The organism is Phyllobacterium sp. CL33Tsu, assembly GCF_900113985.1.
GTDB lineage: Bacteria > Pseudomonadota > Alphaproteobacteria > Rhizobiales > Rhizobiaceae > Phyllobacterium > Phyllobacterium pellucidum.
The window spans coordinates 60643-76751 of record NZ_FORJ01000004.1; the positions used below are offsets into that span (position 1 = coordinate 60643).

Annotated in this window: 15 protein-coding genes; 9 read left to right on the forward strand and 6 right to left on the reverse strand. The window is 59.8% G+C overall.

Going from position 1 to position 16109, the window contains the following annotated elements:
• The first annotated feature begins 83 nt into the window (after window positions 1-83).
• The 4 genes from BM074_RS15305 (at window position 84) to BM074_RS15320 (ending at window position 4591) form a co-directional block, all read left to right on the forward strand.
• The gene (locus BM074_RS15305; RefSeq protein WP_091923122.1) at window positions 84-1448 is read left to right on the forward strand and encodes an amidohydrolase family protein; all 1365 of its coding nucleotides are present in this window, start codon (window positions 84-86) and stop codon (window positions 1446-1448) included.
• 33 nt (window positions 1449-1481) lie between these two features.
• Window positions 1482-2678: an amidohydrolase family protein gene (locus BM074_RS15310; protein WP_091923124.1), complete on the forward strand. Its 1197-nt coding sequence runs from the start codon at window positions 1482-1484 to the stop codon at window positions 2676-2678.
• On the forward strand, window positions 2668-4158 hold the full coding sequence (locus BM074_RS15315; protein ID WP_091923126.1) for an amidohydrolase family protein: 1491 nt from the start codon (window positions 2668-2670) through the stop codon (window positions 4156-4158). Before BM074_RS15310 ends, BM074_RS15315 begins: the two co-directional genes overlap by 11 nt.
• 112 nt (window positions 4159-4270) lie before the next feature.
• The gene (locus BM074_RS15320; protein WP_027232044.1) at window positions 4271-4591 is read left to right on the forward strand and encodes a hypothetical protein; all 321 of its coding nucleotides are present in this window, start codon (window positions 4271-4273) and stop codon (window positions 4589-4591) included.
• A gap of 41 nt (window positions 4592-4632) precedes the next feature.
• Here BM074_RS15320 and BM074_RS15325 read toward each other — a convergent pair whose 3' ends face one another.
• Both BM074_RS15325 and BM074_RS15330 read right to left on the reverse strand, forming a co-directional pair.
• The gene (locus BM074_RS15325) at window positions 4633-5316 is read right to left on the reverse strand and encodes a 3-oxo-tetronate 4-phosphate decarboxylase (RefSeq protein ID WP_091923128.1); all 684 of its coding nucleotides are present in this window, start codon (window positions 5314-5316) and stop codon (window positions 4633-4635) included.
• Window positions 5316-6314: a LacI family DNA-binding transcriptional regulator gene (locus tag BM074_RS15330; RefSeq protein ID WP_091923549.1), complete on the reverse strand. Its 999-nt coding sequence runs from the start codon at window positions 6312-6314 to the stop codon at window positions 5316-5318. The genes BM074_RS15325 and BM074_RS15330 overlap by 1 nt, the downstream gene beginning before the upstream one ends.
• A gap of 154 nt (window positions 6315-6468) precedes the next feature.
• Here BM074_RS15330 and ltnD point away from each other — a divergent pair, with 154 nt between their 5' ends.
• The 4 genes from ltnD (at window position 6469) to BM074_RS15350 (ending at window position 10219) form a co-directional block, all read left to right on the forward strand.
• A complete protein-coding gene (gene ltnD / locus BM074_RS15335; protein ID WP_091923130.1) occupies window positions 6469-7398 on the forward strand; it encodes an L-threonate dehydrogenase in 930 nt (309 codons plus the stop codon).
• 19 nt (window positions 7399-7417) lie between these two features.
• Window positions 7418-8200 (forward strand): 2-oxo-tetronate isomerase, encoded by a 783-nt coding sequence (gene otnI, locus BM074_RS15340; RefSeq protein WP_091923132.1) that lies wholly within the window; start codon window positions 7418-7420, stop codon window positions 8198-8200.
• The gene (gene otnK, locus BM074_RS15345; protein WP_091923134.1) at window positions 8197-9477 is read left to right on the forward strand and encodes a 3-oxo-tetronate kinase; all 1281 of its coding nucleotides are present in this window, start codon (window positions 8197-8199) and stop codon (window positions 9475-9477) included. Before otnI ends, otnK begins: the two co-directional genes overlap by 4 nt.
• An 82-nt stretch (window positions 9478-9559) precedes the next feature.
• Entirely contained in the window at window positions 9560-10219 is a 660-nt protein-coding gene (locus BM074_RS15350) for a dihydrofolate reductase family protein (protein WP_091923137.1), read from the forward strand.
• Between the two features lie 12 nt (window positions 10220-10231).
• Here BM074_RS15350 and BM074_RS15355 read toward each other — a convergent pair whose 3' ends face one another.
• From BM074_RS15355 to BM074_RS15370, 4 genes are all read right to left on the reverse strand, one after another.
• Window positions 10232-11032 (reverse strand): class I SAM-dependent methyltransferase, encoded by an 801-nt coding sequence (locus tag BM074_RS15355; protein ID WP_027232051.1) that lies wholly within the window; start codon window positions 11030-11032, stop codon window positions 10232-10234.
• Between the two features lie 41 nt (window positions 11033-11073).
• Window positions 11074-12588 (reverse strand): FAD-dependent oxidoreductase, encoded by a 1515-nt coding sequence (locus BM074_RS15360; protein ID WP_091923139.1) that lies wholly within the window; start codon window positions 12586-12588, stop codon window positions 11074-11076.
• A gap of 150 nt (window positions 12589-12738) precedes the next feature.
• On the reverse strand, window positions 12739-12948 hold the full coding sequence (locus tag BM074_RS15365) for a dodecin (protein ID WP_027232053.1): 210 nt from the start codon (window positions 12946-12948) through the stop codon (window positions 12739-12741).
• A gap of 207 nt (window positions 12949-13155) precedes the next feature.
• On the reverse strand, window positions 13156-15192 hold the full coding sequence (locus tag BM074_RS15370; RefSeq protein ID WP_091923141.1) for an NADH:flavin oxidoreductase: 2037 nt from the start codon (window positions 15190-15192) through the stop codon (window positions 13156-13158).
• A gap of 145 nt (window positions 15193-15337) precedes the next feature.
• On the opposite strand from BM074_RS15370, the gene BM074_RS15375 reads away from it, so the two are divergent.
• Window positions 15338-15967 carry a TetR/AcrR family transcriptional regulator gene (locus tag BM074_RS15375; protein WP_091923143.1) on the forward strand — a complete coding sequence of 210 codons (630 nt, stop codon included), beginning with the start codon at window positions 15338-15340 and terminating at the stop codon, window positions 15965-15967.
• Window positions 15968-16109 lie beyond the last annotated feature (142 nt).

The following is a 16109-nucleotide window of genomic DNA, read 5'->3' on the forward strand; positions in this document are numbered from 1 at the left end:
GTACACAATTTCAAGGTGACAATTTCACTTTTCGCTGATTTGATGTCACCGACATGCACTTCAACATTGGGGAGCCAAATAGAATGGCCAATGCATTGCTCATCGAGAACGGCGTCATCGTCACCATGGATGGCGATGGCCGCATCATCGAAGGCGGCAGCGTTCTGATCGAGAACGGTATTATTACATCAGTTTGCAATGGACAGGTTGTAGATGTCGACGCCGAACGCATCGACGCGCGCGGAATGGTCGTGATGCCCGGCCTGATCGACACGCACGCGCATGCCGGACACACCTTGACCAAGGGCCTTGGCGACGATTCGGAACAGTGGATGAACGTCACGGGCCGTATCTATGCGAGTGCTGTGGATACGGAATTCTGGACCGCAGAAGCATGCCTTTCCGCGCTGGAGCGCATAAAATGCGGCACGACGACTGCAGCGCTGCTCTTTGGCGGTGGTCCAGATATCATGCGCACGGAAGGCCCTGAGGCTGCGGAGGCCCATCTGGCGGCGGTCGCCGACATGGGCGTGCGCGAGATCTTGGCTGTTGGCCCGAACCGGCCAACGTCCCGACACGTGTATACCGACTACGCGGCTGGCACTGGCCGGGAAATTGCGGTATCGCCGTCAGAGCAATTGGCAGTCTGCGGCCGCCTCATCGACGCATGGGCCGGACGCAGCGATTTGCTTCGCCTGGCGATTTCCCTGCCGGTGTTCACTGCCAGCGAACTTGAAGACGAATCCGTATACAAGATTTCGGCGGATGCGCGCGACATGGCGCGTGAAAAAGGCGTTTTGCTGGTTCAGGACGGGCACCGCGAGGGCTCAATCGCAGCCAACGCCACGCGCCTGGATCTCTTCGACGAACATTCACTGCTCGCGCACTGCATCGAGCTGACCGAGGCGGACATCGCGGTCTTGAAGCAAACCGGGGCGAAAGTCGCACACAATCCAAGCGCGCTCATGTCGGTATCGGGACGCTGTCCCGCACCGGAATTGATGGAACAGGGCGTCACCGTTTCGCTAGGCACCGATGCCGCCGCGCCCGACCGTCCATTCGATATGTTCCGCAACATGTTTCAGGCGCATCGTTACCATGCGCGTCACTTGCGTGATGATGCGGTGCTGCCGCCCAGGCAACTTCTTGCAATGGGAACGATCGAAGGCGCGCGCGCACTCTCGATGGAAAACGAAATTGGTTCGATAGAGGTGGGAAAGCGCGCCGATATCATTCTCGTGAATATGCGCCAGCCGCATTTGTGGCCGCCGGTCAACCCGGTGCAGCGGCTTGCCCGCTTCGCCAATGGCGCTGACGTCGATACGACGATTGTCGGTGGACGCGTCCTTATGCGTGGACGCAAACTGGTCGATCAAGATGAGAATGCCATTCTGGAGCGAGCCGAAACCGCGTTTCATCGGATGATCGCGCGCTTGCCTGCGCTCTGACCGTGACCGCCTTCGATTTAGCTGGAGTTACTGATGACCACTGACCTTATCATTCGCAACGTGCGCCCGCTCGGCGGTGCGCCAACCGACCTTTTCATCCGCGACGGTCGCTTTGTCGAGGCTGCCGCACCCAAAGGCACGGATGCAATCGACGCCGGCGGACAAATCGCCCTTCCAGGACTGGTTGAAGCCCACACGCACCTCGACAAGACGCTGATCGGCATGGACTGGTATCGTAACGAGGTAGGCCCGACACGCAACGACCGTATCCTTGCCGACCGCAGGGCCAAGCGTGAGCTGGGCATCGATGCCCGACGGCAATCCGCACGCCAGATCGTGCAGACATTGCCCTTCGGCGTGACCCATATTCGCACCCACGTCGATGTCGACACCGAGATCGGCATCGCCAACGTCCAGGGCCTCGTAGCAACCCGCGCGGCCTTTGCAGGTCTTGTCGATGTGCAGATCGTGGCGTTTCCGCAAAGCGGCATGCTGGTCCGCCCCGGCACATTGGCGCTGATGGAAGAGGCGCTCAAGGCCGGTGCCGATATCGTCGGCGGCATCGATCCGGCATCGATCGACCGCGATCCGGTGCGCCATCTCGATGCAATTTTTGCGCTTGCCGATCGTCACAGCAAACCGATCGACATCCACTTGCATGAGCCGGGTGAGCTTGGCGCATTCTGCCTCGAACTCATCATTGAGCGGACGCGCGCGCTTGGCCTCCAGGGTCGGGTGATGGCCAGTCACGCCTACTGTCTCGGCACGCTCGATGCGAAGCGGCAGGGAACGCTGATCGATGCGCTCTCTGCGGAAAAGATTGCCGTCATGACCGTCGGCAGCCCCTCTGCGCCTGCACTGCCACTGAAGCTGCTGCGCCAATCGGGCGTGATTGTCGCCTCGGGATCTGATGGCATTCAGGGGACGTGGGAACCCTGGGGCAGCGGCGACATGCTGGAACGGGCCAAGTACCTTGCCCAGCGCAACGGCATGACCGCAGATACCGATCTCGAGGCAGCCGTGGAGGTCTGTACGTTTGGCGGCGCGAGCGGCATCGGACTGCGCGACTACGGCCTGGCACCCGGTTGTCACGGCGATCTCGTTCTCGTTGGGGCTCAAACGCTGGCTGAGGCCGTTGCCCTCACCCCGCATGAGCGCACTGTCATTCGCGGTGGTCGTATCCTCGTGCGCAACGGTCAATTGAGCGAGGACCTGCCGCATGTCGATTGAACCGGAAAAGAACCAGGGCTCAGAAGGTCCGGTGCTCTTGACGGCGCGCTGGATCGTCGGTCACGCCGACGGGCGGCACGTCCTCTATGAAAACGGTGAGGTCGTCTATGACGGGAACGAGATCATCTTCGTGGGCCAGCACTATACCGGGCCGGTAGGCCGGCGCATCGATTATGGCATGGCGCTCATCGGACCTGGCTTCATCGACCTCGATGCGCTTTCCGACCTCGACACCGGCGTCCTCGGCCTCGATCACCAGCCGGGCTGGAAGAAGGGCCGGGTTTGGCCGCGCGACTACGTTAACGCCGGGCCGGTGGAGATGCTCGATCCGGACGAACTGGCATTCCAGAAACGCTATGCCTTTGCGCAACTCATCCGCAACGGCATCACCACGGCATTGCCGATCGCTTCGCTGTTCTATCGCGCCTGGAACGAGACGGTCGACGAATTTGCATCTGCGGCCAACAGCGCCGGCGAATTGGGCTTGCGCGTCTATCTCGGGCCCGCTTTCCGGGCCGGTCATTCGGTTGTCGAGGAGGACGGCAGTATCGTCGTCGAGATCGATGAAGCGCGGGGGGCCGAGGGGCTTCAGCAAGCCATTGAATTCTGCATGGAACATGAGGGGCGACACGACGGCCTCGTGCGCACGATGCTGGCGCCGGACCGGATCGAGTTCTGGACCGAAGGCCTTTTGCGCGAGACGGCGGCCGCCGCTCGCGACCTTGACGTGCCACTGCGCCTGCATTGCTGCCAGTCGGAATTCGAGGTCAACACCATGCGCGAGCGCTTCGGCACAACCTCGGCGCGTTGGCTGCAAAGCATCGGATTCCTTGGTGAGAAGGTACTCTTGCCGCATGGTACGAACGCCGAGCGCGCGGACCTTGACATCATCGCAGCGTCCGGCGCGACCCTGGTTCATTGTCCGATCGTGATGGCTCGTCATGGGGTGGCGCTCGACAATTTTGCCGACCTGCGCCGCGCCGGAATGCGTATCGGCATGGGCACAGATACCTGGCCGCCCGACATGGTACTCAACATGCAGGTCGGGCTCATGCTCGGACGCGTGATGTCCGGCGATACGGCGCGCCCCGCATCCACCGATCTTTACGATGCGGCGACAACCGGAGGCGCCGATGCGCTCGGCCGAAGCGACCTCGGACGCTTGTGCAAGGGGGCTAAGGCCGACATTGTCGTCTTCAACCTTGGGGCGGATCTCGGTCAAATAACGGATCCGATCGCCGGACTCATGACTTCGGCAAGCGGCCGCGATGTCGACACCGTCGTCATCGATGGGCGGACGGTCATGCAAAATGGCATCATACCGGGCTTCGACTTCGAAGCGTCGCATGGACGAGCCCAACGCCAGTTTGAACGTCTGGTTGCGCGCTATCCGGAACGGACCTGGAGACATCCGCCGGTCGAGGCGATCTTTCCGCCCTCTTATCCAACCATTCGTTCAACCGGAGTTGCGAAAGAGTAACAACCAGATTTTTCCGCTGGGGATTGGCCACTCAAGGCTGCCACCAGAGGTCGCAACTCCCGGATAAAGATGATAGTTAGCAAAACATCAACTCGATTCCGGGAGTGCCGAAATGAGATTTGCCTGCTACGTTGTGATGACCGCCGCGCTTGTCTTCGCATCTTCGTGCACGACACCCGGCATGGATACCAATCTCGCCAGCACCTCGCTGCGCAACTCCATATTCGACGAGTGCGGTTGGGCGGCGGAGTCATCCACACTCGGTGGCCTGCTTCCCAAAATCTCTTCAGGCCGGGACGGCTTTCATCGGATCACCGTAGAGGTATGTACGGCTGCCAGGAGCGCGGGCACCGCGCCCGGAGAAACCGCTACCGTGAGTGTTGAAGGAAAGTCTGTGCGCGGGCGATTCTTGCTGCCGGGCGAGAATCCCTAGAGGCGGCGGCAAACCGCACCGCCAGGCGGCATGCCTGGAAATCAATCGTCAGGATCGTGCGGGTGCCCGTGGTCGTCGACAATCGGCAAGTCAAGTTTGAACTCCCGCACGAGGTCTTTAACTTGCGCCGGGGTCAGGTAGCGCGGATTTAGGTTCCTCAGCATGAGGTAAAGCTTGGCACCCTCCTCAAGTTCCTCGGTAGCGAAAACCGCGGCCTTGAGAGTGTCGCTGGCGACGACGGGGCCATGATTAGACAGAAGCACCGACGCATATTTGCCGGCAAGACCACGAATTGCATCGGCAACGGCCGGATCGCCCGGCCGATAATAGGGTAGCAGCGCGATCTGACCGGCGCGCATGAGACAATAGGGCGTCATCGGCGGCAATGCTGCGCGCGGGTCGATCTCGGGAAGCATCGACAGTGCAACAGCGTTCGTTGAATGAAGGTGGACGATAGAACGCGCCGATCCACGCGTTTCGTAGAGCGCACTGTGGAGCGGGATCTCCTTGGTTGGTTTGTCGCCCGAAACGTGTCGACCGCCAGCGTCGAGGTGCGCGAGCCTGGCGGGATCAAGAAACCCGAGCGAGGCATTGGTCGGCGTGACCAGCCAGCCGCCATCATCAAGCCGAACCGAAATGTTCCCCGAGGAACCCGGAGTTAATCCTCGCTCGAAGAGCGACCTGCCATATCGGCATATATCTTCCCGCAAACGCGCATTGGACATCAGGCTGTTTCCCCTTCAATCAATTCAAAGCCGAGGTCGATGACCTGCGACGGCGCGTCGTCAACCACCAACTGCGCCGCCACCTGGCCAATTGTAACGCGCGGGGTGAGCAGGGTCGAAAGCCGCTGCGGGGTGGCACGGCCAATATCGAGCCCATTATAGCCGAGGATCGCAAGGTCGTCCGGCACCATTATCCCGTGCGAAAGACAATGGAAGTAGCCACCGAGCGCCATGTCATCGTTGGAAAAGTAAACGGCATCGACGTCGGGGGTTCGTGCAAGCAGTTGTTCCAGCCCTATTCTTCCGTTTTCCACGGACGATGGCCCGGGATGAATCTGCCGGTCGGCGATTGGAGCACCACCTGCGCCCAGCGTCTCACAAAAGCTCGCAAAGCGCTTGCTAGCCCTTGTGTCGCGGTTAAGGTCATGCCCGACGTAACCGATACGCCGATAGCCACGCTGCAGCATGAAATTGGCGCTTTCCCGCCCGGCCGCGTGATTGGAGAAACCCACGGCGAGATCAAGCGCGACACCGTCTATATCCAGCACCTCGACGACGCGGCATTTTGCGGCGCGCAGCATCTTGACAGTGCCGTCCGCATGCTCGTAGCCCGCCAGCATCACCGCTGTCGGCCGCCAGGCAAGCATTGAGGCGACCAATGCTTCCTCCTTCTCAGGATCATAGTCCGTCACCGCGAAAACTGCCTGATAGCCATGGTCTTCGAGCGTAGCACTCGCGCCGCGCAGCACATCCGTGAAGACGATGTTCGAAAGCGATGGGATAACGAACGCCACGAGCCGCGAGCCTGCCGATGCCAGCGTGCCGGCGATCCTGTTTGGCACATAACCGAGGTGCTGGACCGCCGCCAGGACACGGTCCCTGGTCTTGGTGGTAAAGGAGCCGTGATTACGCAGGACACGTGACACTGTGCTCTCGCCGACGCCGGCCGCCTTGGCGACTTCGGCCAGGGTTACACCTTCCTGCTGCTTGAATTCCATGCTTCCTTGTTCCATTGCCGCGCGCCGCACTGGTGCATTCTCCCGTCTTTCCAGCACTAATCAAGATATTTTGGCAGCGCTACCAATTTCGATTGGCAGCGCTGCCAAAATGCAATACCGTGCCTGCGTGACGTGAGCTCAGGGAGGCATCGTGATGGTATCACTGCCGGACAATGCAAGCGCAGCATCGAAGATTGCGGTGATCGGCCTCGGTTCGATGGGCTTTGGCATGGCGCGATCGCTGAAACGCGCCGGCCTCGACGTCACCGGATACGACGTTGAATCCGCGGCCGTTCAACGTTTTGTTGCCGAAGGCGGGCTTGGCGCGCGCACCCTAGCGGAGGCGGTAAAGGATGCCGACATCGTCGTTTCAGTGGTGGTGAATGCGGTGCAAACCGAGTCGGTTCTGTTCGGGCCGGAAGGCGTTGGCCAGGCAATGCGGCCAGGGGCAGTTTTCGTCTCGTCGGCGACAATGGACCCGGCCGTTGCCCGCGGTCTGGCAAGGCAGGTCGAAGCGCTCGGCCGTCACTACCTCGACGCCCCGATCTCGGGCGGAGCAAGCAAGGCCGCGTCGGGTGAGCTGACCATCATGGCCTCCGGCTCGAATAAGGCTTTCGCAGCCGCGCGCCCTGCCCTCGATGCCATGGCCGCAAAGGTCTACGAGCTCGGCGAGGAAGCCGGGACGGGTGCAGCATTCAAAATGATCAACCAGCTGCTCGCCGGGGTTCATATTGCCGCCGCATGCGAGGCCATCACATTCGCTGCCAAGCAGGGACTTGACCTTGGCAAGGTCTATGAGGTCATCACGGCATCTGCCGGCAACTCATGGATGTTTGAAAATCGCGTCCCGCATGTGCTTGCCGGCGATTATACCCCGCTCAGCGCCATCGAGATTTTCGTGAAGGATCTTGGTATCATCCAGGATATGGCTCGTGCGGAGCGCTATCCGGCACCGTTGGCGGCGGCGGCGTTGCAAATGTATCTCGCCGCCTCGGGAGCCGGCATGGGCCATGACGACGACTCGTCCCTTGCCCGCCTTTACGCGCGGCTCTCGGGCGCCACCCTGCCGGCAGCGGCAAAGTAATTTCTGCAGGATCAAAAGCATGCCCGTATTTGCCGCCAACCTGACGATGATGTTCAATGAATGGCCGTTCCTCGATCGCTTCGATGCGGCAGCGGATGCAGGCTTCAGTGCAGTTGAATATCTTTTCCCCTACGACGCCGCACCGGAAGCACTGGCCGAGCGGCTCGAGCGCAACAGGTTGCAACAGGCGCTGTTCAACCTGCCGCCGGGCGACTGGGCCGCGGGCGAACGCGGCATTGCTGCGCTGCCAGGACGGTTCGACGAGTTGCGTTCAGGCGTCGATCGCGCACTCGAATACGCCGCGGCGACGGGAGCAAAAAAACTGCATCTGATGGCGGGCATCGCCGATCCGGCCGACCCCGAAGCGCTATCACGCTATGGGCAATCCGTCACTTACACGGCTGAACGGCTGGCGGAAAAAGGCATCGATCTGATGCTCGAACCCATCAATGCGCGCAATATGCCCGGCTATTTCCTCAACGATTTCAACAACGCAGTTGCGATCATCAAGGAGCTCGAACTTCCAAACCTCAAACTGCAGTTCGACATTTACCACCGCCAGATCATGCATGGCGACGTAACGGTTGCACTGCGCGAGTTGATGGCGATAATCGGCCATATCCAGATCGCCAGCGTCCCGTCGCGCCACGAACCGGAGCGGGAGGAATTGAATTATCCCTGGCTGTTCGATGAAATCGACCGGTTGGGCTATCAAGGTTTCGTCGGCTGCGAGTACAACCCGCGCGGCGCCACCCTTGATGGACTAGGCTGGTTCAAACCCTATGCAAGGACCCTGCCATGACGGTGGTGCTGGGTTGCATCGCCGACGATTACACCGGAGCGTCGGACCTTGCCAACACGCTGACGAAGAATGGCCTGCGGACTGTTCAGACGGTCGGAATCCCTGATCCAGCACTCCATCTCCCTGATGTCGATGCCGTCGTGGTCGCATTGAAGATCCGCTCGGTCCCGGCGAGTGAAGCCATCGCTGCCGCAACGGCCGCCGATATATGGTTGCGCAGGCGCGGCGTGCGTCATGTCCTCTATAAAATCTGCTCGACGTTCGATTCAACGGCTGCCGGCAATATCGGACCAGTTACGGAAGCGCTCATCGGCTCGGATATGCAGACGGCTGTCTTGGTCACGCCGGCTTTTCCGGAGACGCGTCGCACCGTCTATCTCGGTCATCTTTTTGTCGGCCACCAGCCGCTGAACGAGAGCCCGCTCAAGGACCATCCACTCAATCCGATGCATGACGCCAATCTCGTGCGCGTGATGCAAGCGCAATCGCGCGGACCTGTCGGACTTGTCGATCTGCCAACCGTCGCAAAAGGTCCGGGTGCTGTGCGGGAAAAGCTGATGGCACTACGCGGCCGGGGCGTCACTATGGCGATCGCCGATGCGGTTTTCGAACGAGATCTTGAGATTCTTGGTGAAGTCGCACTGGAGAACAGTGTTTCAACCGGAGCGTCCGGCCTTGGCCTAGGCCTGGCACGCGCCTTGGTGCGCTCAGGCCAGTTACCGAAGCCCAAGGATGCCCAAGCAGAAGTGGCGGGTGATATTGGCGGTCTTGCTGCAGTCATTGCCGGCAGCTGCTCGGCGATGACGCTCAAGCAACTTGCATTCGCCGAGAAATCGATGCCGGTGCTGCGGCTCGATCCTGAGCGCCTGCTTGCCGGGCCGGAAGAAGTGGCGGCTGCAATTGCCTGGGCAGGCGATCGCATTCATGAAGGTCCGATTGTTATCGCAGCCAGCGCCGAGCCGGAGACGGTCGCGCGCTTGCAATCGCGCTATGGGCGCGAAGCATCGGGTCATGGCATCGAGGCGGCTACCTCGACCATTGCTGGCGAACTTGTCGCGCGCGGCGTACGCCGTCTCGTCATTGCCGGCGGTGAGACATCGGGAGCGGCTGTGGACAGGCTCGCCATTCCCGCCTTTCTGATCGGCCCCGAGATTGCGCCCGGCGTTCCGGTCCTGAAATCGATCGGCAACAAACAGGGCGACATGCTTCTCGCCCTGAAATCGGGGAATTTCGGCGGCGAGGATTTCTTCCCGGCTGCACTCGCCATGATGCGTTGATATAATTTGTCGACCGCTGTCGGCATCGCCCACACTCCGGCGTCCTTGGTGCGGATGGAAATTTTCCGGGAAGGATAGCGGAATGCGAAAAGTGATTGTCGGTGCTTTTGTCAGTCTCGATGGCGTGATGCAGGCGCCGGGCGGGCCCGAGGAGGACCCTGTTGGCGGGTTCGAATATGGCGGGTGGGTTGCCCCCTATTTCGACGAGAAAATGGGCGAGGCGGTGGGCGAAATGTTTGCGAAGCCCTTCGATCTCCTGCTCGGGCGCAAGACCTACGACATTTTCGCGGCCCATTGGCCCTATGCAGGTGCTGACGATCCCATCGGGCCACTCTTCGATCGCATCACCAAATTCGTCGCTACCCGTAACGCGGATTTCAAGCTTGAGTGGCAGAACAGCCAGAGTCTGGGTCCGGATGTTGTCGCCGCGGTCAAAAAGCTGAAGGCCGAGGAAGGGCCGGATCTCTTAACGCAGGGATCGAGCGACTTCCTGCAAACACTCTTCAAGCATGATCTCGTCGACGAAATGTACGTTTCGATATTTCCACTCATACTTGGCAAGGGCAAGCGGCTGTTTGGGTCAGGCGCCACCCCTATTGCACTGAAACTCGTCAGTTCGAAAACGTCCGGAACCGGGACGACGATCAATAAATACATTCGCGACGGCGACGTCAGAACCGGTTCCTTCGAGTTCGATCAGCCAACGGAAGCCGAACTTCGACGTCGCAAAAACCTGACCTAGAATCTCCGCACGTCAGGCTACCTGCCCCCGGCATGCCCAGGCAACATTTGCAAAGGAACGCGGGCCATCCGGCCGGCCCGCCTCGTAGGCATCGCGCACTGCGGCATCGGTGCGCGCCCGGCCCGCCTTGTCCAGGGCTGCGACATACTTGCCAAGCGGTCCCTCCCCTGCGGCAATCGGCGCCCAGTAGTCGTCGAAGTCGCGGTAGTCCATGCGGATCATGAGCTCTGTCTCGGTCACGTCCACAAGCCCCTGTTCGACGAACGTCTGCTTCAGTTCACCGGGCTGCATCATCGGCTGAAAGCAGTAGCGGCTGCGCAACTGGCGTCCGCTGTCGCTAAGCGCTGCCACGGTATCGATCATCATGCGCATGCCCGGCATGCCGCCGAGGTGATCCCAGACGGTCGCTGCAACGACGCCCCCCGGACGCACCACGCGGCGCATTTCGGCCACCGCCTTTGCGGTTTCGGGTACGAAGTGCAGCACGAGAAGCGCCAGAGCACGGTCGAACGCGGCATCCTTGAAGGGTAAGGCACAAGCATCCGCCTGCTGGATATGGATACGAGGATCTTTATTGCGCCGGTTCGCTTCCGCCACAAAGACCTCGGAAAAATCAATCGCCGCTATCTCGCTGAGATTGGCGTTCCGGGCCAGCGCGAATGTCAGGCTGCCGGTTCCACAGCCAACGTCGAGAATCTTTTCCCCATCGGCCAGTCCCGCAAAGTCGATAAATTGAAGCGCAAGCTTCTGGCTCCAGCGGCCCATAAGCTGCTCATAGCCGGCTGCGTCATGCACGTTAAAACTTGATGTCATCGAAACCTCCCCAAAATGCGACCGGCAAATACCGGCCCGCATCAAGCGTTTTGACGCTCCATCCGGAGTTCGGCGTCCAGACTCTCCAGGTCCCGGTAAATTGTGACCGTGGCGAGCACCCGTCCGTTGCTTTTGTATTGAACTGCGCAGTCCTTCGCACTTATGTCGCCATCGATTGCGACGTCGTCCCAGCTTTCGGCGTGCCCTACATAGTTGATCGGGATGTCATAATGCTGGCTCCAGAAGAAAGGCACGGCTTCGAACTTTTGCTGCCGTCCCAGCATGTTGAGTGCAGCAACCTGTCCCTGACGTTCCGCTACCACCCAATGTTCAACACGGATGGCTTGACCGGTATGCGGATCGGGCCAGCGCGCGATGTCGCCTGCCGCATAAATCCCCGGGACAGTTGTCTCGAGATAAGTATCGACCACAACGCCGTTGTCGATGGCGAGGCCGGCCTGTTCGGCTAGAGCAAGGCGGGGTCGCACCCCGATGCCGGCGACGATAAGGTCTATCTCATGCAGTTCGCCGCTCTTCAGCCGGACTTTTGAACCCTCGATTGCGATGACCGCATCTTCAAGGTGGAATATAACCCCGTGCTCTTCATGAAGGGCCCGGATGAAGTCGCCCATCTCCGCGCCGAGTACCCGTTCCATCGGCCGTTTGGAAGGGGCGACAACATGGACCTCGATATCGCGTGCCCGGAGCGCCGCAGCAACCTCGAGTCCGATAAAACTGGCGCCTATAACGAGGGCGCGTCGGGCGCTCCCGGTGGCTGTAATAATTGCGCGGCTGTCGTCGAGCGTGCGCAGCATATGGACGTTGGGCTGATCGGCGCCGGGTATGGTCAAGCGTACTGGTTCGGCCCCCGTGGCCAAGAGCAGCCGATCATACGGCACCTTGTCGCCATCGGCGGTGATTACCTGCCTTGCGGCAACGTGGATCGCAGCAACTTCCGTTTGCAAACGAAGGTCGATACCCGCCTTGCTGTAGTACTTGTCCGATCGCAACGGCAACCAGTCTTCCGGCGCGCTGCCAGCGAGATAATCCTTCGACAGATTCGGTCTATCGACCGGTGCGGCAGTGTCGGCGCTCAGCATGACGATGCTGCCCTGATAATTCTGGCGCCGAAGCATTTCTGCCGCCGCAAAACCCGCACCGCCACCACCAATGATGACAACTCTCGCAGGCACGTCCTGTCCTGCGGGCCTTTCTTGCTTTTCCAGTTTGCTGTGAACAAAGAGCTTGCCGTCTCGTTGCTCAACTTTCCAGCACGACAATGGGCTTAAAGCAGGCGCCCGGATGGCTTCCCCGCTGCGCAGGTCAAAACAGGCATGGTGCCACGGGCAGCGAACGGTACTTCCGTCTACCAGCCCATCGACGAGCGGACCATGATAGTGGCTGCATTGTGCATCGATGGCGAATATTTCATCCCCGGTTCGCACCACGAGAATGTCCTTTTCCCCGACATGCCCGAGAAGCTTTCCTCCATCGAGGGCAATGACGGGAACACCCTGCGTCAGGTCGGGGCCGCTCGGGGACTGGTCTTGAGCCATGGGTGTCTCCTTCTTTAAAGAACATCAACCCCTTTAAGCCAATGCCAATTGCCGCACTTCGACAACTGAGCGCCCGGCGCAGCGACGGTGAAAATGCGCCCTGGCTGCGCGAAATGATGGTGACATTCCGCGCTCGCTCAACGCCGCACTTCAGTCCAATCGGAAGCCTGCTTTGAGGACGACCTGAAAGCGGGCCACCTCGCCATCCTGAATGTGGCCACGGATCTGGTCGACTTCAAACCAATCGAGTTGCCTCACGCTCTTGGATGCACGCGCGATGGCGTTCTTGATCGCTGAATCGACAGACTCCGTTGAACTGCCAACGAGTTCGATCTTCTTGTAGACGTGATCCTCACCCATAGGGTCCTCCTCTTGCGCTTTTCGTGTCGGCTTTCGGCACCTTCTTATTTCAAAGTACCGACATTCTGGGCCGACCGGGCGCAAATGTGAAGTTCATTCCGAGTGAAGGCCAATATCCTATAGCCGGCACGCTATCACCTCGCCGAATGGCATGCTGATAGAGAACGCCGCCCCTGGATCAAGGCGCGCGTCTGGCCGAACACAAGCTCAGATATCCTTTGCGATACGCAAAGCGTCGTAGATCGCGGCGTGGGTGTTTCGCGCTGCTACTGCATCACCGATGCGAAACAATTGGAAATTGCCCTGCGGATTGCGCATTACGCTCTGCGGTTCGCCATCGAGAAGCTGGTCGTGCGAGACCTCCCCCAGATTGCTCGAGGCAGGCTTCAATTCAAAATAAAGCTCGTCAAGCGGAATGGTCCCGTGATTTATGACGATCTGATCAACGGTGCGTTGCTTGGCGACACCGCCGTAGTCGCTACCGATATGAGCGATGATCTGGTTGCCGCTCTTCTCGGCCCGTTCCAGCCGATACGTCACGGTGAACGTCACGTCGAGCTTCTGAAGCGATCGCATATAAGGCACGAGGTTCATCGCCATGACTTCCGGCGCAAAGGAGCGGTCCGGGGTCATGACTTCTACTCTCGCACCTGCCTTGGCCAGGAACTCAGCGGCCTGGAGACCTGTGTGGTCGCCGGCATCGTCAAAGATCAACACGTTCGAGCCGGGCTTTGCATCGCCAGCGATGATATCCCAGGCGGAAACGACCAGTTCATTGCCGCTGGAAAGAACCTCCGTATGCGGCATGCCCCCGGTTGCGATGATCACCACATCCGGTTTTTCGGCCGCTATCGTCTCGGCCTCCGCCCAGGTGTTGAAGCGGAAAATCACTCCGAGCTTTTCACACTGGCTCATTCGCCAGTCGATGATGCTGATCATTTCGCGGCGGCGCTCGCTTTGCGCGGTCAGCCGGACTTGGCCGCCCGGATCGTCGGCAGCCTCGAGAACGACAACCTCGTGGCCACGCTCGCCGGCCACGCGCGCGGCTTCAAGACCAGCAGGACCCGCTCCGACAATAACGACCTTTTTGCGGACGTCCGCTCGCTTGACGATATGCGGCATGGTCTCCTCACGCCCGGTCGCGGCGTTGTGGATGCAGAACGCCATTCCGCCTTGGTAGATGCGGTCGAGACAATAGTTGGCGCCCACACACGGGCGAATGTCGTCCTCGCGCTTCTCCATGATCTTTCGCACGATATGCGGATCGGTCATATGAGCTCGCGTCATGCCGACCATGTCGACCTTGCCCGCCGCGATCGCGTAACGGGCGGTCGCGACGTCCGGAATCTTCGCCGCGTGAAACACCGGAAAATTCGTGGCAGCGCGAATCTCGCCTGCAAAATCGAGATGCGGCGCGTTTGCCATGCCCTGAATAGGGATCACGTCCGTCAGGCCGGCGTCCGTATCGATATGACCGCGTATGACGTTCAGATAGTCGACAAGGCCACTTTCCTTGAGGCGTCTGGAGATTTCGAGGCCCTCGGCCTTTCCTGTCCCGCCGGGAAGACTCTCATCTGCAGTGTAGCGAACGCCGAGGATAAACTCGTCACCAACCCGTTCGCGCATTGCCTTGAACACGTCGAAACAAAAGCGGAGCCGATTGTCCAGCGAACCCCCATAGGGACCATCCAGCTCATTTGTGAGCGGCGAAGTGAACTGATCGATAAGATGGCCATAGGCCTCCAGTTCCACCCCGTCCATTCCGCCGGCCTTCATGCGTTCAGCGGCGTCGGCAAAGTCCTTTATGATGCGCTCAATGTCCCAATCCTCCAATTTCTTCGGAAAGGCGCGGTGAGCCGCTTCACGGTGATGCGATGGCGCGACCACGGGCAGCCAATCGCCTTTGTCCCAGCGCGTCCGGCGCCCGAGATGGGTCAGCTGGATCATGATCGCTGCGCCCTCTTCATGCACGGCGTCGCTCATGCGCCTGATCCAGGGGACGATTTCATCCTTGTAGGCGAGGAGATTGTTGAACACCGGAGGACTGTCCCGCGACACCGCCGCTGAGCCTGCCGTCATGGTAAGTGCGATACCCCCTTTTGCTCTCTCAACCGTATAGGCGAGATACCGCTCCTTGGGCATGCCGTCTTCCGGATAGGCCGGCTCGTGCGAGGTCACGATGATGCGGTTGCGCAGCGTCAGATGCTTGAGCTGATAAGGCTGAAGAAGAGGATCGTCCGACATGAGCCGTCTCCAAACTGGATGTATCAACGCAGACGCTATGCCCAATGTACATATGTGTCAATATTCGAAACATCATCGTCCATTTTTACGACATAGCTGTACATTTTGGTTGTGTGACAATTGTCATTTTGCTAGGATTCAGTTCATGGAGCAGTCAGTAAACGACAGCGGTTGGCGAGGATCCCAGGAAGGATGGCTGGACGCAGCCTATGCCTCACTCCTCGAGTCCGGCATCGACTCCGTGAAGATTTTGCCACTGGCCAAGAAGCTCGGCCTTTCGCGCACCAGTTTCTACTGGTTCTTCAAGGACCGCGAGGAATTGCTTGCGGCCCTTGTAGCAAAGTGGCGCGAGAAAAATACCGGCAATATGGTCAAGCAGTCCGAGGCCTATGCCGAGTCGCTGGTTGAAGCGATGTTGAACGTCTTCGACTGCTGGATCAATTTCGCCCTGTTCGATGCGAAATTCGAGTTCGCCGTCCGCAGTTGGGCATTGCAATCGCCGGAAATCCTGGCGGAGGTGCAATTGGCCGACCAGACGCGCCTCGAGGCCCTGAAGCAAATGTTCGTTCGTTTCGGCCATTCGGAAATAACCGCCGACGTGCGCGCTCGAACGACGTACCTGGTTCAGATCGGATACATCTCGATGCAGTCCGAAGAAGATCTCGGGACCCGCATGAAGCGCATTCCCGAGTACATCGCAATTTATACCGGCCAGGTGCCGCAGCAGAGGGAGCTTGACCGCTTTTTCGCAAGGCATGGCCATAAACCCGCATGACACTCTGGCGAAGCGAGCAGATAATTGGATTGGCAGGATTGGCGCGAACGATTGATCGATCCCAAACATGCGCGCCCCGCCAAGTTGGACAGCATCAGGCTATCGGTGAGGATGGGAGATAATCCCTGACAGTCGCCGGGCG

Coding starts and splice junctions, on each gene's coding strand:
- BM074_RS15305 (WP_091923122.1), top strand. CDS start 84: ATGGCCAATGCATTGCTCATCGAGAACGGCGTCATCGTCACCATGGAT.
- BM074_RS15310 (WP_091923124.1), top strand. CDS start 1,482: ATGACCACTGACCTTATCATTCGCAACGTGCGCCCGCTCGGCGGTGCG.
- BM074_RS15315 (WP_091923126.1), top strand. CDS start 2,668: ATGTCGATTGAACCGGAAAAGAACCAGGGCTCAGAAGGTCCGGTGCTC.
- BM074_RS15320 (WP_027232044.1), top strand. CDS start 4,271: ATGAGATTTGCCTGCTACGTTGTGATGACCGCCGCGCTTGTCTTCGCA.
- BM074_RS15325 (WP_091923128.1), bottom strand. CDS start 5,316: ATGTCCAATGCGCGTTTGCGGGAAGATATATGCCGATATGGCAGGTCG.
- BM074_RS15330 (WP_091923549.1), bottom strand. CDS start 6,314: ATGGAATTCAAGCAGCAGGAAGGTGTAACCCTGGCCGAAGTCGCCAAG.
- ltnD (WP_091923130.1), top strand. CDS start 6,469: ATGGTATCACTGCCGGACAATGCAAGCGCAGCATCGAAGATTGCGGTG.
- otnI (WP_091923132.1), top strand. CDS start 7,418: ATGCCCGTATTTGCCGCCAACCTGACGATGATGTTCAATGAATGGCCG.
- otnK (WP_091923134.1), top strand. CDS start 8,197: ATGACGGTGGTGCTGGGTTGCATCGCCGACGATTACACCGGAGCGTCG.
- BM074_RS15350 (WP_091923137.1), top strand. CDS start 9,560: ATGCGAAAAGTGATTGTCGGTGCTTTTGTCAGTCTCGATGGCGTGATG.
- BM074_RS15355 (WP_027232051.1), bottom strand. CDS start 11,032: ATGACATCAAGTTTTAACGTGCATGACGCAGCCGGCTATGAGCAGCTT.
- BM074_RS15360 (WP_091923139.1), bottom strand. CDS start 12,588: ATGGCTCAAGACCAGTCCCCGAGCGGCCCCGACCTGACGCAGGGTGTT.
- BM074_RS15365 (WP_027232053.1), bottom strand. CDS start 12,948: ATGGGTGAGGATCACGTCTACAAGAAGATCGAACTCGTTGGCAGTTCA.
- BM074_RS15370 (WP_091923141.1), bottom strand. CDS start 15,192: ATGTCGGACGATCCTCTTCTTCAGCCTTATCAGCTCAAGCATCTGACG.
- BM074_RS15375 (WP_091923143.1), top strand. CDS start 15,338: ATGGAGCAGTCAGTAAACGACAGCGGTTGGCGAGGATCCCAGGAAGGA.